Annotated in this window: 17 protein-coding genes and 1 riboswitch; of the genes, 7 read left to right on the top strand and 10 right to left on the bottom strand. The window is 70.2% G+C overall.

The window, feature by feature from the left end; genetic code table 11:
* Positions 1 to 386: 386 nt before the first annotated feature.
* The 3 genes from CEK66_RS00355 to CEK66_RS00345 are packed head-to-tail and all read right to left on the bottom strand — an operon-like array spanning position 387 to position 5598.
* Positions 387 to 1604 carry a histidine-type phosphatase gene (locus CEK66_RS00355; RefSeq protein ID WP_152235566.1) on the bottom strand — a complete coding sequence of 406 codons (1218 nt, stop codon included), beginning with the start codon at positions 1602 to 1604 and terminating at the stop codon, positions 387 to 389.
* A 44-nt stretch (positions 1605 to 1648) separates the two neighbouring features.
* Positions 1649 to 2764, bottom strand: a complete 1116-nt coding sequence (locus CEK66_RS00350) for a Ca2+-dependent phosphoinositide-specific phospholipase C (protein ID WP_152235565.1) — start codon at positions 2762 to 2764, stop codon at positions 1649 to 1651.
* Positions 2765 to 2811: 47 nt separating this feature from the next.
* Positions 2812 to 5598 (bottom strand): TonB-dependent receptor, encoded by a 2787-nt coding sequence (locus tag CEK66_RS00345; RefSeq protein ID WP_193312525.1) that lies wholly within the window; start codon positions 5596 to 5598, stop codon positions 2812 to 2814.
* On the opposite strand from CEK66_RS00345, the gene CEK66_RS00340 reads away from it, so the two are divergent.
* A complete protein-coding gene (locus CEK66_RS00340) occupies positions 5597 to 5911 on the top strand; it encodes a hypothetical protein (protein WP_152235564.1) in 315 nt (104 codons plus the stop codon). The genes CEK66_RS00345 and CEK66_RS00340 overlap by 2 nt on opposite strands.
* Before the next feature lie 64 nt (positions 5912 to 5975).
* Here the strand turns inward: CEK66_RS00340 and CEK66_RS00335 are convergent, their stop codons facing one another.
* From CEK66_RS00335 to CEK66_RS00315, 5 genes are all read right to left on the bottom strand, one after another.
* Positions 5976 to 7925: an alpha/beta fold hydrolase gene (locus CEK66_RS00335; RefSeq protein WP_152235563.1), complete on the bottom strand. Its 1950-nt coding sequence runs from the start codon at positions 7923 to 7925 to the stop codon at positions 5976 to 5978.
* The gene (locus tag CEK66_RS00330) at positions 7922 to 8902 is read right to left on the bottom strand and encodes a DUF4105 domain-containing protein (RefSeq protein WP_167522050.1); all 981 of its coding nucleotides are present in this window, start codon (positions 8900 to 8902) and stop codon (positions 7922 to 7924) included. The genes CEK66_RS00335 and CEK66_RS00330 overlap by 4 nt, the downstream gene beginning before the upstream one ends.
* A gap of 59 nt (positions 8903 to 8961) precedes the next feature.
* Complete coding sequence (locus CEK66_RS00325; RefSeq protein ID WP_152235562.1) at positions 8962 to 9537, bottom strand: TetR/AcrR family transcriptional regulator; 576 nt, start codon at positions 9535 to 9537, stop codon at positions 8962 to 8964.
* Between the two features lie 83 nt (positions 9538 to 9620).
* Entirely contained in the window at positions 9621 to 12335 is a 2715-nt protein-coding gene (ppc, locus tag CEK66_RS00320; RefSeq protein ID WP_152235561.1) for a phosphoenolpyruvate carboxylase, read from the bottom strand.
* Between the two features lie 160 nt (positions 12336 to 12495).
* Entirely contained in the window at positions 12496 to 15039 is a 2544-nt protein-coding gene (locus CEK66_RS00315; protein WP_226978436.1) for a prolyl oligopeptidase family serine peptidase, read from the bottom strand.
* A gap of 152 nt (positions 15040 to 15191) precedes the next feature.
* Positions 15192 to 15291: riboswitch (S-adenosyl-L-homocysteine riboswitch) on the top strand.
* Between the two features lie 33 nt (positions 15292 to 15324).
* Between CEK66_RS00315 and ahcY the strand changes: the two genes are divergently transcribed.
* The 3 genes from ahcY (at position 15325) to CEK66_RS00300 (ending at position 17616) form a co-directional block, all read left to right on the top strand.
* Positions 15325 to 16770 (top strand): adenosylhomocysteinase, encoded by a 1446-nt coding sequence (ahcY, locus tag CEK66_RS00310; RefSeq protein WP_152235560.1) that lies wholly within the window; start codon positions 15325 to 15327, stop codon positions 16768 to 16770.
* Between the two features lie 260 nt (positions 16771 to 17030).
* Positions 17031 to 17315 (top strand): ribbon-helix-helix protein, CopG family, encoded by a 285-nt coding sequence (locus tag CEK66_RS00305; protein ID WP_017909630.1) that lies wholly within the window; start codon positions 17031 to 17033, stop codon positions 17313 to 17315.
* A gap of 1 nt (position 17316) precedes the next feature.
* Positions 17317 to 17616, top strand: coding sequence for a type II toxin-antitoxin system RelE/ParE family toxin (locus CEK66_RS00300; RefSeq protein WP_017912972.1), 300 nt, complete (start codon positions 17317 to 17319; stop codon positions 17614 to 17616).
* Between the two features lie 358 nt (positions 17617 to 17974).
* Here the strand turns inward: CEK66_RS00300 and CEK66_RS00295 are convergent, their stop codons facing one another.
* Entirely contained in the window at positions 17975 to 18736 is a 762-nt protein-coding gene (locus CEK66_RS00295) for a class I SAM-dependent methyltransferase (RefSeq protein WP_152235559.1), read from the bottom strand.
* A 533-nt stretch (positions 18737 to 19269) separates the two neighbouring features.
* On the opposite strand from CEK66_RS00295, the gene CEK66_RS00290 reads away from it, so the two are divergent.
* Genes CEK66_RS00290 through CEK66_RS00280 form a run of 3 tightly spaced genes read left to right on the top strand, consistent with a single transcriptional unit; the run spans position 19270 to position 22266 of the window.
* Positions 19270 to 20658 carry a cytochrome P450 gene (locus CEK66_RS00290; protein WP_152235558.1) on the top strand — a complete coding sequence of 463 codons (1389 nt, stop codon included), beginning with the start codon at positions 19270 to 19272 and terminating at the stop codon, positions 20656 to 20658.
* On the top strand, positions 20651 to 21565 hold the full coding sequence (locus tag CEK66_RS00285) for a sulfotransferase domain-containing protein (RefSeq protein ID WP_152235557.1): 915 nt from the start codon (positions 20651 to 20653) through the stop codon (positions 21563 to 21565). Before CEK66_RS00290 ends, CEK66_RS00285 begins: the two co-directional genes overlap by 8 nt.
* On the top strand, positions 21562 to 22266 hold the full coding sequence (locus CEK66_RS00280) for a sulfotransferase family protein (RefSeq protein ID WP_152235556.1): 705 nt from the start codon (positions 21562 to 21564) through the stop codon (positions 22264 to 22266). Before CEK66_RS00285 ends, CEK66_RS00280 begins: the two co-directional genes overlap by 4 nt.
* Before the next feature lie 12 nt (positions 22267 to 22278).
* Here the strand turns inward: CEK66_RS00280 and CEK66_RS00275 are convergent, their stop codons facing one another.
* Positions 22279 to 23052, bottom strand: a complete 774-nt coding sequence (locus CEK66_RS00275) for a TorF family putative porin (protein WP_223875633.1) — start codon at positions 23050 to 23052, stop codon at positions 22279 to 22281.
* Positions 23053 to 23054: the final 2 nt, after the last annotated feature.

Here is a 23054-nt window from a genome sequence, read left to right as displayed (position 1 = left end):
AAGGACAGCTTCGCGTCTACGGCGTGAGCAATCCCGGCAAAGTCGATATGCCGTGACAGCAGAGCCAGAGGATCGCCGATCTGCTGCCGCTTGGCTTCGCGTTCGTGGCCGGCAAACAGGCTGATCATCGTGGCGTCCTCGGCGTGTTCTCCAGACCAATGATGCCAAAGGCGGGGTTTTTAGAGGTGCCCTTCAGTCGCGACGACGGAGGGTGTCAGTCGGCTGTCGGCGGCGCTTGCCGCGGCTGCATGACAGTCGACTCCCGCAGGCAGACACGCGCGCTACCGCATCGTCGGCGTGCGCTCAAGGGCGGCCGTACAGGCGGCACGGCATGTGTGCTTCACCCTGGTCCGCCAGGCAGCAGCGATGGTCACGGCGGGAGCGCCTCAGCCGCGGCGCTGCAGCGCGGCCTGCAGCAGCGCCTGGAACTTCGGCAGCGGACACAGCCCGGTCGCGGCGTCGCTGCAACCGGGAATCTGCAGGGTCTGCAGCAGCGGCGGATGGCGCAGGCTCAGCGGGGTCAGCGCGCGCAACTGGTCCAGCGACTGCGCCTGGTAGCGCACACGCACGTAGCGCTGGCCATTGCGTGGGTCGCGCACCTGCTCCACCACCAGCGCCCCGCCGGGGGGCGCGTCGTCGCGGCCGAAACCGGGCAGGTGGAAGTGCAGGTCGAGCAGGCCGCTTAGCGCGGCGATGTGGGTGTCGCTGGCGACCAGCACGCTCAGCCGCGGCGCGTCGTCCGCGCCCAGCGTGTCCAGCAGGCGGTGCGCCAGCGGCGCGCCCGCGCGCGCGGCCATGTACTGCGGCCGTGCGTAGATCTCGAACAGCAAGGCGTGCAGTCGCGACACCGCGGCGATGCGCGCCGGCGTCGCGCGACCCCAGCCGACCTGGTTCAGCGGCATGCCTTCTGCGTACTGCAGGATGAACACCTCGGCCGTGCCCGAGGTCAGGTCCAGCGGGCCGTGCAAGGCCAGGCTGCGCCCGTTCGCGCCCGGGGTCAGCGACGAGGGCATGTGCACGAAGTCGCAGCGCTCCGTGCAGCCGAGGATCTCCTGCATGGTGCGCAGTTCGCGCGCATACGGTGCCAGCACCGCGCCCGGGCCGCCGGTCTGGCGCTGGATCGAGGCCACCGCGGCGGCGGCATCGAACTCCACCGCGCCGGCTTCCACCGGACGGAACAGCGGGTCGTCGCTGCCCTCGGCCTGGTGGCCGGCCTGCAGATGGCAGCCGGGCGCGAGGGTGTCGGCGAGCAGCTCCGCACTGACGATGGTGCGCTGATCGGAGTTGGCGTAGATGCTGACCGTGCCATCGGCCGGGCAGCCCTGCGCCGGCAGCACGCCATCGCGCAGCAGCCATTGCCGGGTGTAGTCGCCGCTGCGTTCCACCGCCGTGCGGCCGTGCGTGGTGAGCAGGCTCGGCGGCGTGTCCCACACCGGCCAGGGCTGCGGCGCCAGCGCGGCGGCCGCGGCCTCGCCCGGCAACGGCGCGCGCACGCCGTGGCGGAACAGCATCCAGACCTTTTCGACCTGTAGCGCGGGCGCTGTCTTCGGCGCCGGCCGCGCCTGCGCGCCCAATGCTGCCACCAGCAGCACGACCCACAGCATCCAACGCGTTCTTGTTTTCATCATCGTCCCCAACATGGAAAGTCTCACGGCGCGCTCGTGCCGCATGCGGCCGTGACCCGGTCGCAGCGCAGGCCCGTGGCGATACCGAGCCAGTAGCCCAGCCGCTGCGGATCCGGGGCGCCGGCGTAGTAATCGGTGCTGATCCATTGCGCGCCGGCCTCCAGCGCCGCCTGTGCGCGGCGGCGGTCGTGCGCGCGCGCCTCGCGGCCATCGGTATCGGCGCGGGTGCGCACCAGGAAGCCCTGCGTCACCAGCGCGCGGATCCGCGGCGCCTCGGTCAGCGGATCCTCGATCGACAGTACCGCCGCCTCCGGCTGGTCCGGCGCATACCAGCCGAACATCATGCGGCCGCGCAGCGATGGATGCGCCTGTCGGTACAGCGCCTCGTGCCGCGGATTGCCGTCGAGCACGAACAGCAGGCGGCCGCGCGCCTGCGCCACCCGCGGCCAGGCATGCGCCAGCACCGCCTCGCGCAGGCTCGGCGCGTCGCCGCGCACGTCGTCGGGCAGGATCAGGCGCGCACGCCCGACCACCTCGGCGATGTCGCGGTCCAGCGCGTCCAGGTCGTTGGCGTCGAAGGCGGAACGGTGGGGCCACAGGCCCGGCACCGGATCGAAATCCACCGCATTGACCAGCACCACCAGCGGCGCATGCCGCGGGTGCGCGCGCGACCAGGCGGCGAGGATCGCCAGGCAATCGCGGAAGCGCAGGCAATGGCTGGCGTAATCCAGGCCCGGCTGGTGCAACACCTTGGCGCCGGGCGCGTGCATGCGGGCCCGGGTCGCCGCATCCGCCCGTGCATACGGCGCGGCGTACAGGCCGCCGTGCGGATCGGCGGCCACGTCGAGTTCGAGTTGCCGCAGCCCCAGCGCGAGCTGGGCCTGCAGCGAAGGATGGCCATAGGCCAGTGCCGGCCATTCGGCGGCGTCGTGCGCCTGCAGGCGCTGGCGCACCTGCGCGGTCGGCACCGGCCGATAGCTGTTGTGCGAGCCGAGCAGTTGCACCTGGTCCAGGCGCAAGCCGTCGATCGGCACCGTCACCGGTGCCGCTGCCGCGCTGGCCGCTCCCGGCAGGCCGATCAGCGCCAGCCAGACGAGCAGCAGCGCGCGGCCGACAACGCCCCACCCGCCGCGCGGCACAGGGCCGTGCGACGGGTGGCGACGTCCAGCGTGCGCAAGCGCCCGCTTCAGAACGTGTACTTCACGTTCAGCAGCGCGGTGCGGCCGGCATCGACGATGTCGGAGATCGCGGTGCTGTTGTGGCCCACGTGCGCCCAGTAGCTCAGGCGGTTGGTGAGGTTGGCCACCGACAGGTCGGCGCGCAGGTGCTCGTTGAAGGTGTAGCCCACGTGCAGGTCCACGCGCGTGATCGGCTTGACCCACAGGTCGTCCCAGGTGGCGCCGCGGTTGTAGTAGTCGTACACCGAGACGTACTCGCCGGAGTAGTGATAGGCCAGGTTCACCGACAGCGGGCCCTTCTCGTAGAACAGCTCGGCGTTGGCCATCAGGTCCGGCGCGTTCTGGATGCGCTCGTCGTGGAAGCCGTCCATGCCCAGGTCGACGCGGGTGGTCTGGCGGGTGACGTTGGCGCCGATGCCGAAGCCGTCCAGCGGTGCCGGCATGCCCTGCAGGGTCTGCCGCACCGCGGCCTCGACGCCGAGCACCTTGCCGTCGCCGCCGTTCTGCGGACGCACGTAGCGCACATTGCCGGCGCCGGTGCTGGTGCCGGCGTTGGCCGGATCCGAGCCGCTCTCGTAGATGTAGTCGGTCAGGCGCTTGTAGTAGCCGGCCAGCATCGCGTGGCCGCCGTGGCCGTTGTCCCACTCGCCGGACAGGTCGACGTTGAGCGACTTGATCGGCTTCAGGTCCGGATTGCCCTCGGTGATGACCGTGGTGCCGTCGCTGGAGACGTCGTAGTTGGCGCCGCCGCCGAGCTGCACCAGCGCCGGCCGGGTGTAGCTGGTCCACACCGAGGCGCGGTACACCGCATTGCCGTTGCCCGGGCGGTAGTTCAGGAACACGCTCGGCAGCGGCACGTCGTAGCTGGTGTGGTTGCTGCTGAAGAAGCCGGGCAGTTCGTTGCCGTTGGCGTCTTCGGGCATGGTCCAGAAGGTGTTGCGGATGCTGGTGTGCTCGAAGCGCACGCCCGGGATCACTTCCAGGTCGCCGCTGCGGAACGTGGCCATCGCATACGCCGAGGTCACCGCCTCGTCGCCACGCATGGTCGCGCAGTTCTGGTTGTTGATCGCCAGGCTCCCGCAGGTGTCGAAGCTGGCCGCGGTCAGATGCTGGGCGATCATCGCCTTCAGCCCGCCGTTGCTGAGCTTGACCGTCGGCCATGCGTACTTGCCCGGGTACACCGAGTCGTACTGGCCGACCACCAGGCCGGTGTCGCGCAGCAGGGTGCCGTCGGTGAACTTGCTGTTGGTCCAGTCGCGCGAGGTGAAGTCGCGGGAGCTGTCGACATACTTCACGCCGAACTGGATGTTGCTCAGCGCGCCCTGGTCGAAGTCGTAGCGCACGTCGAACTTGGCGCCGCCCTTGGTCTGGCCGCTGTAGGACTTGGTCAACTGGCCGTAGCGACGCGCATACAGGCTGCCGATGTCGCTGGCCTGGGCCTGCAGCGCCGGGGTCAGCAGCGGCTTGGGGAAGCCGTCGCCGTCGTAGCCGGAGAAGGTGCTGGCGCCGCCGTACGGGAACTGGGTGGAGGCGTACTGGTCCACGCGCGCGGAGATTTCCACGTGGTCCGGGCGATCGTTGTCGCCGTAGCTGTAGAACAGGTTCGGCGACAGCGTCCAGTTGCCCAGTTGCTTGTCGGCGCCGAACTGGAAGGTGGCCAGGTCCGCCACTTCCGGGTTGGTCTCGTACCAGTAGCGCACCGCCACGCGGTTGATCTGCGGCTGGTACACGCCGGTGGTGCCGATCTGCGCCAGGCTCACGTTGGCCGGCACCAGCTGGGTGTAGCCGGTGTTCTGCTCGGTCTTGGCGTAGGCGTAGGTGGCGCGCGCGTACAGCTGCAGGCTCGGGTCGACGTGCCAGTCGAAGGACACGTTGCCGCCGTAGCGCGTGGTATCGCCGGCGGAATAGCCGATGTTGGCGCCGGTGGCCATCAGCAGGTCCTGCGGATCGTAGCCGGGCGCCGGCTGGCCGCTGGCCGTGGTGCGCGAGAAGTACTTCTTGCCCCAGTCGCCACGCGAGGCGGCGGCGTTGGCCACTTCGCTGTTCACGTAGTGGCGCTCGTCGTAGTACGCGCTGGTGTACACGCCGAACTGGTTGTCGGCGCCGAACTTGGCGTGGAATTCGCCGGCCGCGCCCTTGCCCAGGCCGTCGTCGCCGTAGTCGCGCGCACGGCTTTCCATGCGCCCGCTGGCGGTGACGCTGCCGCCCATCGCCTCGCTGTAGTCGAAGCCGCTGGGGGTGCGGTAATCGATGGTGCCGCCGATCGCGTCGCCGTCCATCGCCGCGGTGGAGGTCTTGTTCAACACGATGGTCTGCAGGCCCGACGGCGGCAGCAGGCTCAGCTGCACGCTGCGGCTGTAGGGCAGGCCCTGGGCGACGTTGACGCCGTTGATCAGGTTGACGTTGTACTCGGCGTTGAGGCCACGCACCGAGGCGAACATGCCCTCGCCGCGCGCGGCGCCGTCGACGCCGCCGAAGTACGACTGCCCGGTGTTGACCACGTTGACGCCCGGCAGCAGACCCAGCGCCTCGGCGATGTTGTGCACGGCGGTGTACTTCAGATCTTCGGCCGACAGCACGTTGGCCGTGTTGGTCGCGGCCATCTGCATGTCCGCGGCGTTGTAGCGGGTGACGGCGACGGTGATCTTGTCCAGGGTCTTGGCGCTGGCGTCGGACGCGGCGGTCTGCGTCTCCTGCGCATCCTGCGCCTGGGCCAAGGCCATCGGCGCGACACCGAGCAACGCGGCGGCGATCGCCAGTGACAGGCGTTTCTGAAGATGGATCGAGTGCGACATGAAAAATCCGAACGTAGGCGCGGCCAACGGAACGGGCCGCAGGCCGGGCATGGAGGGGAGAGAGGCCGAGATCGTGTTCGCGGCGGCGCGCATTGTTGGCAGGCGCGGCTGCAATTTGATGACAACGATGTCACCGCAGGTCGTCGACCGACGATTCGGCGCCTTTCCTGCGCAATTCGGCACAATTGAAACCATTCGCCGTGCCGTCTTGCGGCTGCGCCACCGATGGCAGCGCGACATCCTGGCCGCTTCCGTCGACGCGGCGGCCAACGCTCCAGCAGGCGATGCCTCGCCCAGCCCGTGGGGCGCATGAGGCGACAACGCAACCCAGCGGGCGCTCGACGACGAACGCGCACAACCGCCCGTCACGGGCAGCGTCACCGCGTCGCGGCGGCGTCCACCTGCAATTGCGCATGCAGGATGCGGCGGATCTCCAGGATCGCCTGCGGCGTCTCCTGCACGCTGTGGCCGGAGGTGATCACCAGTTCGGAGACCGCGCCCGGCAGATGCGCGCTGCGGTACGGCACCAAGCCGTCGTCGGAGTCGGCCAGCGGCACCGCCGGATCGCGGCGGGCGATGATGGTGTGGTAGCGCACCGCCGACGAAATCGGCAGGTCCGCCGCCGCGCGCACGAACGGATCGGTGTCGCGCAGGTTGTCGATGCTGTTGGGCACGCGCATCGGCGCGCCGTCGGGGCCGTCGATCCCCTGCAGCAAGGTGTTCAAGCGATCGAGCAGCGTCACCGGCAGGCGCACCAGGCGCCCGGCCAGGCGGCCGAGGCGCCCTTCGGCGAAGGTGGTGCCGCGTTGCGGCGCGGCGATGAAGATGGCGCGGTCCACCTCCGGCAACGGCGCGAAGCGCAGCAGCGGCTGCAACTGCGCCAGCGCCTGCGGGTCAAGCGGGCGCCGGTCGCCGCGCGCGCCGATCAGGTCGTTCCACAGCGTGTCGCCGGAGTCGCTGACCAACAGGCGCCCGATCACCCCGCCCATGCTGTGGCCGATCAGGACCATGTGCTGCGAGGCCGGCGCCTGCTCCTGCGGATCGAAATGGCGCAGGGTCTGCTGCAGCAGCGTCTCGATCTGCGCGCGGTTCCAGGCGATCGGCATGTTGGTCGGGTAGTAGACCTGCCAGATCTGGTAGTGGCGGCGCAGTTGTTCGTCGCCCATCAGTTCGTTGGCGACGTTGACCCAGGCCTCCGGACTGCTGGCCAGGCCGTGCAGCATCAGGATGATGCGCCGGTCCGGATCGTACGGCTGCATCAGGTACAGATGCGGCTGGTCGATGCCATCCTCGCGGCCGAGCATGGAACGCAGCGACTGCCGCGCGAAGCCGGCACGAGCCAGCCACAGGCCATAGGCCGCAGTGAAGTTGGCCGCCAGCGGCAGGCGCTGGCCGTGCACCTCGACCTCGCCGTCGCGGTACGGATCGTAGGGCGCGACCACCACGCTGCGGGTGTCCAGCACCTGCGCCAGGCTGTCGCCGTCGAAGCGCAGCAGCACCGTGGTCGGCGCATACGGCATCTCGCTGAACGCCGGCGCGTGCGGGTTTGGCGTGGCCTTGGCGGCCGCCGCCGCGGTCGGGTCGCCGACCTTGGACGGTGCGATCTCCGCGACCAGTTCGGCGCCGAAGCCGTCGCGACGGTAGGTGCTGCGTAAGCCATCGAAGCGCAGCGTCGACGCCGGCAGCATCGCGTCCGGACGCGCCACGCCACCCGGCAGGCGGAAGCTGCCCATGTCCGCGCGCACCTGCCAGCCGGCCGTGCGCAGCGTGTCGTCGTCGTGCAACTCGCCGCTGGCGCTGCCGGCGCGCCAGCGCAGGAACAGCTCGCCGACCACCTGCTGCACTGCGTAGTTGTAGTAGTCGCGCACCTGGGTCTGCCGGTCCTCGAAGGCGCGCGCGCTGGCCGGGCGCTGGGTGTAGAACAGGTAGGCGTAGGCGTAGCGCGCGGCTTCCAGCCAGGCCTGCAGCGTCGCATCGTCCAGCGCCCTCGCCTGCCGCGGCGTGCGCACATTGGCCGCATGCACCCACAGCTCCGACAGGGTCGCCAGCCGCCGCTCCTGATCCAGCCCCTGCAGGGCGCGCAGCTGCGTGGCGCAGGCCGCAACGTCCGCCTCGCAGGTCTTGGGATCGAGCGCGAGCACGCGCAACGTCTCCAGACTGGCATCGCTGAGTTTGCCGGTGCTGAGCACGTCGCCGCGCTGGGTGGCGATGTAGTCGGCAGCGCTGCGCGACTGCACGCTGACCATGGCGCAGCCGCTGCCGAGCAGCAGCCCGGCAGCCAGCAGCGCGGTGCCCGCGCACCGCGCAAGACGTAAGTACCGGGTCATGGCGCGACGGCGGGATCGTCGCCGGGAATGCCGGCGCGGATGCGCGTGGAGAAGTCGTCGCCAACGCCAGCCGCGCGCGCGCGTTCGCCGATGCGGCCGCGCGCGCGCAGCGTGGCCAGGCTGTAGCCGGGCACGAAGCCGTGCTGCGCGTAGACGTAGGACGGCAGGTAGCCGGACAGCAGCAGGCGGATGTCGAGCGGCAGTGCGGGATCGAGCTTGCGCGCCAGTTCGAACACGATGGTGGTGCAGTTGCTGGTGGCGGTGTTGTAGAACCGCGGGGTGCGCTGCAGTTGCTGCGCCCGCGCCACGTAGCCCAGGAACAGCTGGCGCAGTTGCGCACGCGACAGGTTGAGCCGGTACAGATAGACGTCCTCGCCGCGCACGTTGCTGCGCACCGCCAGGATGTCGCGTTCGTCGGCGGCGACCATCACCTGCTCGAAGTTGCGGAAGAACCCGGCCAGCGCCGAGAACGCCTCGCCGCGCTCCTTGCGGATCTCCAGCGAGAACACCACGCGACGGCCGTCGTCGAAGCCGAACGAGACCAGGGTGTGGGCGATCGCCGGCCCCATCCAGTACGACAGCGCGAGGTCCGCCGAGGCCAGCCGCTCCAGGTCGTAACGGCGCGTCTCCCAGCGCGGGGTGTAGTCGTGGTCGCTGCGCCAGGCGAAATTGCGCACGTTGTGCAGGGTCACCACATGCCCGTCCACCTGCGGCTGCAGCAGTTGCGCGACATCGTCGGCCCAGTCGCGGTTCTGCTGCGGCTGCAGCGCCGACCAGCCCACCGCCATGCCGGCGCAGCCGACCGCGAACAGCAGCGGCAGCACGCGGTACTCGCGCGGATGCCGCAGGCCCCACAGCGCCGCGCCGCCCAAGGCGGCCCACAGCAGCGCCGAGCCGTAGCGCACCACCGCGCCGGTATGCGGCAGATAGCTCAGGAACAGCGCGCCCCACAGGCTGGCGCCGAGCACCGCCAGCATCGCCAGTGCGCGCGCCAGCCGCCATGGCCAGGCGCGTCGACGCGCGGCGCCGTCGGCGCTCACAACTCGGCCGCCGCCGCGGGCGTGGCCAGGGCGTGGCACAGCAGGCGGCAACAACGCTGCGCCAGCGCCTTGCGTTCGGCCTCGTCGCTGCCGCGCTGGCAGGCGCCGAGCATGTCCATCGCCAGGGCCAGGTCCTGCTCGCCCAGGTCCGCGCGGCACAGGCCGGCGGCGATGGCGCGCTGCAGGTACGGCAGCAGGATCGCCATCGCCCGCGTATGCGCCGCGGCGATCGTCGGATGCTCGCGCGGCATCGACCGCCAGTAGTCGGCCAGCGGCGCCGACATCGCGATGTGTTCGGCGACGTCGTACATCAGCAGGAACAGCCCGTCCGGCCGCGTGCCGATCTCGCGCGCGCAGCCCTCCAGGCCGTCCAGGCCGCGTTCCAGCAGCGCCGCCATCAACTCGGTGCGGTCGGCGAAATGGCGGTACAGGGTGGCGCGGCCGAGGCCGGCGCGCTCCACCACCAGTTCCAGCGGCGCCAGCACGCCGTGCTCGCAGAACACCTCGTCGGCGGCGTCCAGCAACAGGCGGCGGCGGTGGGCGGTATCGGCTCGCATTTCCATGCGCGGCATTATCGGACAATTTTGTCCGCTTGCAAGCGAATCACGGCCGGCCGCCGCCGGTATCCACCGGCGGCGCCCTGGAAGCACCGGGCTCAGCCGGTGTTCTGCACGCCCTGGGCGACGCCGTTGACGCAGGCCACCAGCGCCCGCAGCAGGTCCTCGTCTTCGCCGTCGGTAGCGCGCCAGCGCTGCAGCAGGTCCACCTGCAGCACGCTGATGGGGTCGATGTACGGATTGCGCAGGCGGATCGACAAGGCCAGGCGCGGATCGTGCTGCAGCAGCGACGACTGCCCGGTCAGCGCCTTCACCCAGCCCTTGGTCAGCGCCAGTTCGTCGCGGATGCGCGGGAAGAAGCGCTCGTGCAGCGGCCCGGACAGGCGCGAGAACATCTCGGCGATGTTGAGGTCGCCCTTGGACAGGACCATGGCGATGTCGTCGAGGAAGGTGCGGAAGAACGGCCAGTCCGCGGCCATCGCGCGCAGCGCGTCCTCGTGTCCGGCGTCCACCGCCACCTGCAGGCCGCTGCCCACGCCGTACCAGCCCGGGATCACCGCGCGCGCCTGGCTCCAGGCGAATACCCAGGGAATCGCCCGCAGGTTGGACAGCGCCGCATCCTGGCCGAGCCGCCGCGACGGCCGCGAGCCCAGGGTCATGCGCTCGATCACGTCGATCGGCGTAGCCAGGCGGAAATAGCGCATGAACTCGGCATCGCCGACGAAGCCGCGGTACGCCTGGCTGCTGTGCTCGGCGACCAGGTCCATCACCGGCCGCCAGCCGGCCTCGCGCGCATCGGCCGCACGCGGACGCAGGCTCGACAGCAGCACCGCGCCGGTCATCTGTTCGAGCGAACGCAGCGCCAGCGCGCGGATGCCGTACTTGCGGTGGATCACCTCGCCCTGCTCGGTCACGCGCAGGCGCCCGTCGACGCTGCCGCGCGGCGCCGCCTCCAGCGCGCGCGTGGTCTTGCCGCCGCCGCGCACGATCGAGCCGCCGCGGCCGTGGAAGAAGGTCAGGCGGATGCCGAGTTCGGCCGCCGCCTCCAGCAGTTCCACCTGCGCGCGCTGCAGGCCCCAGCGCGAGGCGGCGATGCCGCCGTCCTTGCCGCTGTCGGAATAGCCGAGCATCACCATCTGCACGTCGTCGCGCGCGGCCAGGTGGCGACGGTAGACCGGGTCGGCCAGCAGGTCGCGCAGGGTCGCGGTGCCGCCGCGCAGGTCGTCCACGGTCTCGAACAGCGGCACGATGTCCAGCGGCACCGCGCCGTCGGCATCGACCAGGCCGCCGCGGCGCGCCAGCGCCAGCACGGTCAGCACGTCGGCGCGGTCGTGCGCCATCGAGATGATGTAGCTGCCCAGCGCGTCGGCGCCGTGCCGCGCGCGCGCATCGGCGAGCGCGGCGAACACCGCGTCCAGCCGCGCATTGCCGTCGTCGTCGGCCGCCGGCAGCGCCTGTTCGCCGCTGGCGTAGGGGCCGAGCAGGCCTGCGCGCGCTTCCACCGCGCGCGCGTCCCAGTCCTGCGTGTCCAGCGCGGCGGCGACCGCACGCGCATGCACGCTGGACTCCTGGCGCACGTCCAGCCGCGCCAGGTGGAAGCCGAAGCTGCGCACCCGCCACAGCAGGCGCCGCACCGCGAACCAGCCGGCGTGCAGGCCCTTGTTGGCCTGCAGGCTGTCCAGGATCAACTGCAGATCGCTTTCCAGTTCGGCCGGCGCGGCATAGGCACCGGGCGCATCGTCCAGGGTGGCCTGCAGGCGCGCGCGCATCAGATCGTTGAGCAGGCGGTACGGCATGTCGCCGTGACGCGGCCGCGAGCGCGCCGCGGCTTCCGGCAGCAGTTGCCGGTAACGCTCCAGTTGCTCCAGCAGCGGCGCGCTGACCGCGACCAGGGTGGTCGACTGGCTGAGCAGGCTGGCGAGCTGCCACAGTTCCTTCAGATAGCGCTCCAGCACCGCACGCCGCTGCGCGTCGAGGGTGGCGGTGATGGTGGCGGCATCGACGTTGGGGTTGCCGTCCATGTCGCCGCCGACCCAGGTGCCGAAGCGCAGCAGCCGCGGCAGGCTCAGCGCCTGCCCGTAGGTCTGCTCGATGGCGTGCTCCAGGGTCTCGTACATCACCGGGATCACCCGGTACAGCACCTGGGTCAGGTAGAAACCGACATGCTCGCGCTCGTCCTCCACGGTGGGACGCACCGGCGAGGAATCGGCGGTCTGCCACGAGGCGGTCAGCGCCATGCGGAAGCGCGCCGCGTCGGTGGCGCGCTCGCCCGGGGTGCGCAGGCCGTCGAGGTTGTCGACCAGGCTGGCCACCATCAACTGTTCCTTCTCCAGCAGCGCACGCCGCACCGCCTCGGTCGGGTGCGCGGTGAACACCGGCTCGACGTCGATGCGCGGCAGCCAGTCGCGCAGTTCGTCGATGCCGACGCCCTGCGCCTTGAGCCGGCGCAAGGCGTCGAGCAGGCCGTCCGGCTGCGGCGTGTCGGCGCTGCTGCGCTGGTAGTCGCGGCGGCGACGGATGCGGTGCACGCGCTCGGCGATGTTGACCACCTGGAAATAGGTGCTGAAGGCGCGCACCAGCGCTTCGGCATCGCGCGGCGCGCGGCCGGCGAGTTGCTCGCTCAGCGAGGACAGCGGCGCGGCGCGCTCGCGGCGCGCGATCGCGGTGGTGCGGATGCGTTCGATCTCGTCGAGGAACTGCGCCGAGACCTGTTCGGCGAGCAGGTCGCCCACCAGGGCGCCGAGGCGGCGCACGTCGTCGCGCAGGGGAAGGTCGGGGGTGGCGAAGACGATGCTGCTGCGGGACTCGTTCATCGGGAAACGCATGGCTCGGCAGTGGGGGCGCCGCAAGCCTAACCGAAAAGGGATCGCGTTCCCGTCGGCCGCGCGACGGTTTCAAAGCGAACCATTTGCACTGCACAGCAGCGCCCTGCGCCACGGCGGCACGCACGTGCGGCCGTGGCGCAGGCGCGGCTCAGCGCGGCGTGGCGCCTGCCGCAGCCGGCATGGACGTCGGCGTGGGCGCCGGTCCCAGATAGGTGCGCAGCCAGCGCTCGCTCTCGGCCAGCATCTGCAGCACCGACTCGCGCGCGCGGTAGGCATGCGCCTCGTTGGGCAGCATCACCAGCCGCGCGGTGCCGCCGTTGCCCTTGATCGCCGCGTACATGCGCTCGCTCTGGATCGGGAAGGTGCCGGAGTTGTTGTCCTCGGCGCCGTGGATCAGCAGCAGCGGATCCTTGATCCGGTCGGCGTAGTTGAACGGCGACATCGCCTGGTACACCGGCTGCGCCTGCCAGTAGGTGCGCTCCTCGGACTGGAAGCCGAACGGGGTCAGCGAGCGGTTGTAGGCGCCGCTGCGGGCGATGCCGGCCTTGAACAGGCGCGTGTGCGCGAGCAGATTGGCGGTCATGAAGGCGCCATAGGAATGCCCGCCGATGGCGATGCGGTTGCGATCGGCGACGCCGCGCCGCACCACCTCGTCCACCGCCGCCTGCGCATCGGCGACCAGTTGCTCGACGTAGGTGTCGTTGGGTTCGCGCGCACCCTCGCCGACGATCGGCATCGACGGATCGTTGAGCACCGCATAGCCCAGCGCCAGGAACGCCTGCGGGCCCCAGTAGCCGATCGCGTTGAAGCGGTACGGCGAATCGGTGACCTGGCTGGCGGCGTCGGCGGATTTGAACTCGCCCGGGTAGGCCCACATCAGCATCGGCAGCGGGCCGTCGCGCTTGGCGTCGTAGCCCGGCGGCAGCAGCAGGGTCGCGGTCAGCTCCACCCCGTCCTTGCGCCGATAGCGGATCTGTTCCTTGTGCACGTCGCGCAACTGCGGCGTGGGATGGGTGAAATGGGTCAGCGCCACCGGCTCCGCGTTCGCAGCGTCGAGCCGGTAGAAATTGCGCGGCTCCTGCGGCGTCTCGCGGGTGATCAGCAGGCGCTGGCCGCTGGCGTCGAGCAAGGCCTGCGGTACCGCGTAGTACGGCGCCTGCGACTGGAACAGGCGCGTGCTTTTCCGCGTGTCCAGATCGTAGCGATCCAGGAACGGTCGATCGCCCTGCGGGGAGGCGCCTTCGCCGCGCAGGAACAGGCTGTGGCCGTCGGCGGCGATCAACAGGCGCGGGTTGCCGGCCGCATCGCGCTCCGTCACCGGCGTGCCCGGATCCGCGTAGCGGTCCTCCTGCGAACGCTCTACCAGCAGCTGCGGCGCCTGCGCGGGATGGTCCGGGGCCACACGCCATTGTCTGGTCTGGCGCGTCTTCCACCAGAACTCGTCGATCAGCGCCAGGTCGCCGCGGCCCCAGGCGATGCCGGCGAAGCGCGACTGCAGGCGCGCCAGCGTCACCGGCGGTGTCTTGAACGGCGCCGCCTGCAGCAGCACCGCGTCGCGCACCGCCGCTTCGCGCGCGGGGTCGCCGCCGTCCTGGGCCTCGGCCCAGACCAGGGTGGCCGGGGCGTCGCTGCGCCAGTCGATATCGCGCACACCGGTGCGCACCGCATCGTTGCCGGTCGGCAGGCCTTCCACCAGCGGCAGCTGCGCCACCGTGTGCACCGGCTTGCCGGCGCGGTCCAGCACCTCGATGGTGCGCGGGAAGCCACTGGCCGGCACCAGGTAGGAGAACGGCCGCTGCAGGCGCTGCGCCAGCAGATAACGGCCGTCCGGCGACGGCGCCAGCGACAGATACAGGTCGGGAGACGCGATGCGCTGCATCCGCCCGTCGACGTCGACCAGCGCCGGCTGCGCGCGTAGTTGATCGTCGAACTGGCGCGCGTCGGCCTCGTTCTTCAGCAGGTCCTGGTAGGTGCGCAAGGCGGTGGCACCGCCACCGGCGGTCTGCTGCACCGCCGGCCCGGTCGGCACCGCGTCGGCGGGCGGCGCCGCGCCCTGCGCCTGCGGCTGCAGCAACACCAGCAACTGGCGGCTGTCGGGCATCCACGCATAGCCCTCGCCGGACACCGTGTTGAGCCGCTCGGCGACACGTCGCGCACGCCGCGCGGCGATGTCCACCACCCACAGCTCGTTGGCGCCGCTGCGCCCGTCGACCCGGTTGAAGGCCAGATGCCGCTGGTCCGGCGCCCAGGCCATGCCGGCGATCGACAGCGGCGACGGCAAACCCTCGATCTGCAGCTCGCTGCCGTCGGCGATGCGCAGCAGCCACAGCTTGTCGCCGAAGGCGAAGCGGCTCTGCGAGCGGGTGCGCGGATGGATGCGCAGCCCGGCCAGCTTGAGTTCCGGCTGCGCGACCTGGGCGATGCCGGGCAGCGCGGGCAACTGCAGCATCGCCGCCAGATCGCGCCGCGGGCTCAGCGACAGCTGCGGCGGCCGCGGCGCATCGACGATGGCCTGCAGCGGCGCCGACGGCAGTTGATAGCCGCTGTCGGACGGATCGGCGCTCACGGCAGCCGCCGCAGGTGCCGAGGCCGCGTTGGCGGCGGCGCTGCCGGCCGCGGCCAGGGCCGCGCACAGCAGGCCGCAGACCGGCCTGGCGACACGGCGGCGCCCGCGCACTGTGATCTGGTTCATCTCTCCCCTCTCCTTCCCATCGATCGAACCGACGACGGTAGCAGGGCCGGCGCCGCCCGCCCCCTGTCGATTGTTGGGCTTGGGCATGCCATTCCCCGCACTGACCCGCGTTCAAGCGCCACACGCGGCAGCCGCTATAATCGGTTACCCCTTGCGCCGAGGGGCGCTGCGACCGGATCGAGACCGGATTCCCCGTCTCCAGATCCGGCCAGGCTCGGCGCGAGGCTTGAGCGACAACGGCGCCCGGACTTCGCGAGTTTCTCGCCATTGACCGGAGCTTTATCGATGAACGCTGCACTCAAGAGCTTTTCCACCGAGGGTGACTACAAGGTCGCCGACATTTCCCTGGCCGATTGGGGCCGCAAGGAACTGGACATCGCCGAGCACGAGATGCCGGGCCTGATGTCGATCCGCCGCCAGTACGCCACCGCCAAGCCGCTGGCCGGCGTGCGCGTGACCGGCTCGCTGCACATGACCATCCAGACCGCGGTGCTGATCGAGACGCTGAAGGACATCGGCGCCGATGTGCGCTGGGCCTCGTGCAACATCTTCTCCACCCAGGACCACGCCGCCGCGGCGATCGCCGCCACCGGCACCCCCGTGTTCGCCTGGAAGGGCGAGACCCTGGAGGAATACTGGGACTGCACCCTCGACGCGCTGACCTTCACCCTGCCCGACGGCACCCAGACCGGCCCGGAACTGGTGGTGGACGACGGCGGCGACGTGACCCTGCTGATCCACAAGGGCTATGAGCTGGAGAACGGCGCCAAGTGGGTGGACGAGCCGTCCTCCTCGCACGAGGAGCAGGTGATCAAGAACCTGCTCAAGCGCGTGGCGGTGGAGCGCCCGGGCTACTGGACCCGCGTGGTCAAGGACTGGAAGGGCGTCTCCGAAGAGACCACCACCGGCGTGCACCGCCTGTACCAGCTGGCCGAAGCCGGCACCCTGCTGATCCCGGCGATCAACGTCAACGACTCGGTGACCAAGAGCAAGTTCGACAACCTGTACGGCTGCCGCGAGTCGCTGGCCGACGGCCTCAAGCGCGCGATGGACGTGATGCTGGCCGGCAAGGTCGCGGTGGTGTGCGGCTACGGCGACGTCGGCAAGGGCTCGGCGCACAGCCTGCGTGCCTACGGCGCCCGCGTCATCGTCACCGAGATCGACCCGATCTGCGCGCTGCAGGCGGCGATGGAAGGCTTCGAGGTCAACACCGTCGAGGACACCCTCGGCCAGGCCGACATCTACGTCACCACCACCGGCAACAAGGACATCATCCGCATCGAGCACCTGACGCAGATGAAGGACCAGGCCATCGTCTGCAACATCGGCCACTTCGACAACGAGATCCAGGTCGAGGCGCTGTACAAGCTGCCGGGCGTGCAGAAGATCAACATCAAGCCGCAGGTGGACAAGTTCGTGCTGCCCAACGGCAACGCGATCTTCCTGCTGGCCGAAGGCCGCCTGGTCAACCTGGGCTGCGCCACCGGCCACCCCAGCTTCGTGATGTCCAACAGCTTCGCCAACCAGACCCTGGCGCAGATCGACCTTTGGCAGAACAAGGACAGCTACGAGAAGCAGGTGTACCGCCTGCCGAAGAAGCTGGACGAGGAAGTGGCACGCCTGCACCTGGAGAAGATCGGCGTGAAGCTGACCAAGCTCACCGACGCGCAGGCCGCCTACCTGGGCGTGCCGGTCGATGGCCCGTTCAAGCCGGAGCACTACCGCTACTGAGCCATCGGCAGCACATCGCCAGGCAGACAGGAACGGGCGCCGCGAGGCGCCCGTTTTTTTGTGCGATCGGCGCAGCAAGCGTGTGGGGGGAAGGGAGCTGGAAATTCGTACGGAGCGAAAAACCGCAGACGTCGCCACCTTGCGCCAATCCCTGCTCCAAGCGGCCTTTTCCGGCCAGTCGGCCGACGCGCCTGCCCAGCCAGGCCGTCTGTACCACACCTGTGCTACATTGATTCCACACCAATCGCCTGGAGCTCCCCATGAGCACCACCACCATCCGCCTGCCGGACGCGCTCAAGGCCCGCGTCGCCAAGGCCGCGGAAGCGGCCGGCACCACGTCGCACAACTTCATCCTGGAAGCCATCGCCGAGAAGGCCGAGCTGGCCGAGCGGCGCGTCGACTTCCATGCAGAGGCCGAGCGCCGTTGGGGCGAATTCCTCGAAACCGGCGAGAGCATTCCCTGGGACGAGATGCGTCGCTATCTGATGGAACGCATTGAGGGCAAGGACATTCCCCCTCCCGCCGCCCGCAAGTTCGCGAAATAGCATGGCGCACGTCGAGTTCCTGCCCTCTGTCAACGAGGACCTACGGCGCATCATCGGCCATCTGGAACAACACGAAGCCGAGCATATCCAAGAGCGTCTGAGCGAGATCGTCAGCGCATCGAACGTGCTGACGGACAATCCGCTGATCGGCCGGCTGACGCGCCATGATCTGCGTGAACTGGTGATTGGCCAAGGCGCTCAGGGATATATCGCCCTCTACCGATACGTGGTGGCGCTGGATACCGTCTTTGTCCTGGCGATCCGCGCACAACGCGAAGCAGGCTATGCACGCGATGCATGAAACCGGGGCCGGTGCCCACGCTGATCTGGTCGATGCGTTGCTTGCCTGATTTGCTGTCACTGCCTCCCATGGCGCGGGCTAGCGCGGCACTTCGCAACCGAGGATGAAATGCTGAGTGTTCCCCGCCGCAAACTGGCGATCGCGAAGCCAAGCGCCCGTGCCGGGTCGTAGCACGGCGTCGACCAGACCAGACACGATGCGCGCGGCTGCAGGCGCGGTTCGCCTATACACCAACGGGATAGCCTAGTCCGGCAGCGGCATGGCCGCAGACGCCGAATGCGATAAAGCCCAACTACTTCCGACGCCGCCACTCGCAGACCGGACATCGCCGTCAAGCGCTTACGACGGCGTGAATCTCTCAGGCCGTGCGCTCACTGGCAGGCACGTACACCGAGATCTGGATCCGGCTGCGCGCGTGATACGGCGTGCGTGCCCAGTCGCTCCAGCGCGCCTCCAGACGCAGGCCGGCGATCTGCGCCATCAGGTCCAGCTCCGATGGCCACACATAACGGCGGCGCTCGCTGAAGATGCGCGTAGCGGATTCGCCCAGTACCACCACGCGCTGGTCGATGCGCTGCTGCAGCGGATCGGGCTGCGAGCACACCAGCATCACCGCCGCGCCATCGCCGTCGGTGTCCGGCACGTCCAGCACCTGGCTGACCTTGCCGCCGCTTTCGAACACCTCTGCACCCGGCACCGCGCTCTGGATCAGCAAGCGGCCGTCGGGCGCCAGGCAGCGCGCCGCGTTGACCATGCAACGCAGCTGCTCGGCCTGCGTCAGCAGATACCCGAATGCCGCCACCGCGTAGATCAGGCCGAACGGGCCGCATACCGGCATGTCGGCGAAATCGGCGCAGACCAGGTGCAGGCGTTCGCTGCCGGGCTTGGCACGCAAGGCCTCGAGCATCGCAGGCGAATTGTCGATACCGGTGACCGGCACATCGCAGTGCGCGAGCGGCAAGCCAATGCGGCCAGTGCCGATGCCCAGTTCCAGCGCCGCACGGCCCGCGGCCAGCTCGGCGAGGACACCGACGCACTGCTGGGTGACGGCGGCAGGCCAGCGATCGTAGAAACGGTCGTAGATCGCGGCCAGGCGATCGTACTCGTGGGTCACGGGCATCCGCAGCCACTCGTTGCCGAAGTGGCGCGACCATAGCACGCAGCGATGGCGACGCAGTGGCCACACATGCAGGGCGGCACCCTGCATGGCAGGCGCGGCGATGCGCTGCAATCGCGTGCGACACACGCCACAAAACTGCAGATGACATGCGCATTGCAGTTGGCCGCGCTTCAGTCTTTTGCTTGCGCCGCCGCATCCAAGCGAGGATGCTTTTTCCCGCGCCTGCCACGCTGAGGCAGGCGCGACAATCGCAACAGATCCCCCGCTCAATCAGGAGTATCGCCATGAAACGCCTTTTTGATTCGCTGTCGCGTTGGGTGCAGAGCCTCGGTGGCCGCAAGCTCGGCTACATCTACACCTACTGACCTCCCCCGCCACCGTCGCGTGGCATGACCGTGCGAGAGGGGGCGACCCGCCCCCTCTCCCCAGCGCTCTCCGCTTCGCACGGCCGCACGCCCGTTCGCCATCGGCTCCATGTCCCCTCCTGCGTCGCGGTGTGACCCGCCGACACGGCTATTCGTGCGGATCTGCACGTGACCGATCCGCATCCGCGCCCGCCAGGCCCGCGCGGGCACTGGGCATTCGGCAACCGGCAGGCGTTCGCCACCGATCCCCTCGACTTCCTGCAACACTGCGCACGCACGCATGGCGACGTGGTGCGGATCGCCGAGCGCACCTATCTGCTCGCAGCACCAACCGCGATCGCCAAGGTGCTCGGCGACGACGGCAGCCTCTACGCCAAATCCGATCCGGATCCGCGTGCGCGGCGCGCTGCATTTCCGGCATCGGTGATGAACAGCGAGGGCGAGGCCTGGCGGCGCAAGCGCCAGGCGCTGCAGCCCGCGTTCCGCGCCAGCCTGGTGCGCGACTACGCCGCAAAGGCGGCCGCCGCCACACAGGCGCTGCTGCGATCGCGCGGCGACATCGACAACGTGCACGACCTGCGCCTGACCATGACCGCGCTCTGCGCGCAACTGGGCGCCGGCTTCCTGCTCGGCGATGCGGTGCACGCGCCGGCGCTGCTGCGGATGCTGCCGATGGTCGATGCGATCCTGCAGCAGACGCGTACGCCGTCCGCGGCGCCGGCCTGGTGGCCGAGTGCCGGCAAGCGCCGCCTGCGTGCCGCACGCGGCGCACTGGACACCGCGCTGACGCAGATCCTGACGTCGCCACATTCTGATGGCGCAGACGCCTCGGTGCTGGAGCTGCTGCGACGCGACGCTCCGCAGGCCGACGACGACTGGTGCCGCGACGAAGCGGCGGCGATGCTGATGTCGGCGCTGGAGCCGATGGCGGCCGGCCTGACCTGGACGCTGTTGCTGCTGGCGCAACATCCATCGATCGCGCAGGCCGTGGCGGAGGAAGCCGATGCCCTGCCCGGTATCGACGGCGCATCCACCACGCCCTGCGCCGATGCGCTCGTCGAACGCCTGCCGCTGACGCGCGCCTGCGTGAAGGAGGCCATGCGCCTGTATCCGCCGGCGTGGATGACCGCGCGCATCGCGCAACGCGACACCACGCTGGGCGGCTTCGCGGTGCCGCGCGGTACCCAGCTGATCGTCAGCCAGTGGGTGGTGCAGCGCGATCCGCGTCACTTCTCCGCGCCGGACCGCTTCCTGCCGGCGCGCTGGCTGGACCCGGCGCAGACACCGGCGCGCTACACCTACTTTCCGTTCGGCGGCGGTCCGCGCAGTTGCATCGGCAGCCAGTTGGCGCTGGTGCAGATGACCGTGGTCGTGGCCGGCCTGTTGCGCGAGCGCACGCTGCACCTGGCGACGGATGCACGGCCACGGCCGTATCCGGCGCTGGTGCTGCGTCCACTCGATGTCCGCATCGCCTTGCGCCCGCGCACGACAACCCTGTCCCGCCAGTCGCCCGCGACGGCGCCCTTCCCCCGCACACCGGAAACCCCGCATGGCTGATTCCACTGCCTTCGCCAAGACCCGGGAATACTCCAACCGCTTTTTCGATTCCGCCGCCTGGAACGAACTGGAGTTTCGCGACGGCGACATCGTCATCGCCAGCTACGCCAAGGCCGGCACCACCTGGCTGCAGCAGATCGTCGCGCAGTTGCTGTTCGAGGGCGCGGCGGACGTCGACGTGTCGGCGATCTCGCCGTGGCTGGACGGTGTGTACCCGGACCGCACGAGCAAGCTCGCGCTGCTGCAGGCGCAGACCCACCGGCGCTTCATCAAGACGCATCTGCCCGCCGATGCGCTGGTGGTCAGCGATCGCGCCAAATACCTGTACATCGGCCGCGACGGCCGCGACATCGCGCTGAGCCTGTACGACCACCAGTGTGCGGTCAGCCAGGATGCGCAGGCGCGGCTGGATGCCGGGGCGGCCGAACCGGGCAAGCTGCGCGTGGTGCCGCCGCCGAGCCTGCCGATGGATGCCTACGTGGCGCATTGGCTGGCCCACGACGGCGCACCGTTCTGGCCGTTCTGGGAAGGCGTGCGCAGCTGGTGGCAGCAGCGCGCGCAGCCGAACGTGCTGCTGGTGCACTACGCCGACCTGCTGCAGGATCTGCCCGGGCAAGTGCGGCGCATCGCCGCGTTCCTGGAGATTCCGGTGCGCGAGACGGACCGGGAGACCATCCTGGCGCACTGCCAGTTCGGCTACATGCGCCAGCACGCCGCGCGCTACGTGCCGCAGGGCGCCGGGCTGTGGCGCGAAGGCGGCAAGGCCTTCTTCAACCAGGGCCGCAGCGGCCGCTGGCGTACGCTGTTGCCGGCGACCGTCGCCGCCGACTACGAGGCGCGCGCGCAGGCGGAGCTGGGCCGCGAGGCCACGCAGTGGCTGGCGCAGGGCGCCGGGGCGTCGGCATGAGCCTGTGCGTCGTCGGCGCCGGCCTCGGCCGCACCGGCACCCTGTCGCTGAAGCTGGCGCTGGAACATCTGGGCCTGGGCCGCTGCTATCACGCCATGGAACTGGCCGCGCACCTGCGCCAGGCCTTGCCGCTGTGGGACGCGGCGATCGACGGGCAGGCGGACTGGGACACGCTGTTCGCCGGCTATACCGCCACCGTCGACTATCCCGGCTGCTGCTTCTGGCGCGAGCTGGTCGCGCGCTACCCGCAGGCCAAGGTGATCCTGACCGTGCGCGATGCCGATGCCTGGTTCGAGTCGGTGCGCAGCACCATCTTCGCCAGCGACGGCAGGGTGCCGGCCCTGTTCGGCGCCGAGGGCCAGCGGCTGAGCCAGTTCCTGCGCCGCGACTTCGCCACGCGCATCGACGATCGCAGCTTCATGACCGACTATTTCCGCCGCTGGAACCAGGCGGTCATCGCCAGCGTGCCGGCGCAGCGCCTGCTGGTGCTCGACACCGACGCGCAGACGGGCTGGGAGCCGCTGTGCGCCTTCCTGGGCGTGCCGGTGCCGGCACAGCCGTATCCACGCGTGCATGCGCGCAGCGGCGGCGGCACGCAAGCGCGCCCGCTGCCCAGCGACCCGGCGCAACGCGAGCAACGCCTGCGCGCCTACCTGGACCGGCTCGCCGTCGAGGCGTTCGCAGCGCCCGCCGACGGCTGAGCGCGCGTCCGCCTATAGCGAGAAGTTGCGCTTGATCGAGAACGACCAGGCACCGTCGATCGGGTTGGAGACGTGCACCCGGCCCTCGCCATCCGCCACGCCGGTGGTGTAGCGGCGATAGACGCCGGCGCTGTTCCAGGCCCGTGCGTAGCTCAGGCCGAACTCGGTGCCGCGCCAGGTGCGGCTCAGGCCCACGCGCGCGTCGGTCCAGCCGTAGTCGGCGAAGTTGCGCACGTGCTGGTGGCCGGCATGCACGCTGGCCTGCCAGTCCGGCGCCAGCGGCAGCGTGGCGTCCAGCGCCAGATAACCGGAGCCGCGCGAGTGCCGGCCCTGGCCGACGCCCAGCGTGGCGCTGTTGTAGCCGAAGTAGTCGCGCGTCCAGGTGCTGGCGTAGGACAGTTCCAGCGTGCGCCAGTGCCCGGCGACGATGGCCTCGCCATAGTCGTAGCGCGTGCCGCTGGCGCTCATGCGCGCGCCGGGGTAGGCGTAGTGGTAGACGCCGGCGCGCCAGCCCCAGTCGCCATGGCTGGCCGCGTAGCCGGCATACACGTCCCACTCCACGTGCCCGCCTTCGATGAAGTACGGACTCACCCCGGATGCCCAGGTGCCGGCATACCAGCCGCTGTCCGCGGCCACGTCCAGCCCGCCCTGCAGCACCGGCCGCCCCCAGCTCTGCTCGAATCCGCGCGAGACGTAGTTCGAGGTCGCCGCCAGATTGGCGCTGGCGGTCCCGGCCCAGGCCGGTGCGGCGACGCCCAGCGCCAGCAGCAGCGCTGCGCTGCGCATGG

This window comes from Xanthomonas sp. LMG 12460 (assembly GCF_009192895.1).
GTDB classification, from domain to species: Bacteria; Pseudomonadota; Gammaproteobacteria; order Xanthomonadales; family Xanthomonadaceae; genus Xanthomonas_A; species Xanthomonas_A sontii.
The sequence above is the reverse complement of the archived record's forward strand: the minus strand, read 5'-3'. Positions and strand labels throughout refer to the sequence as shown.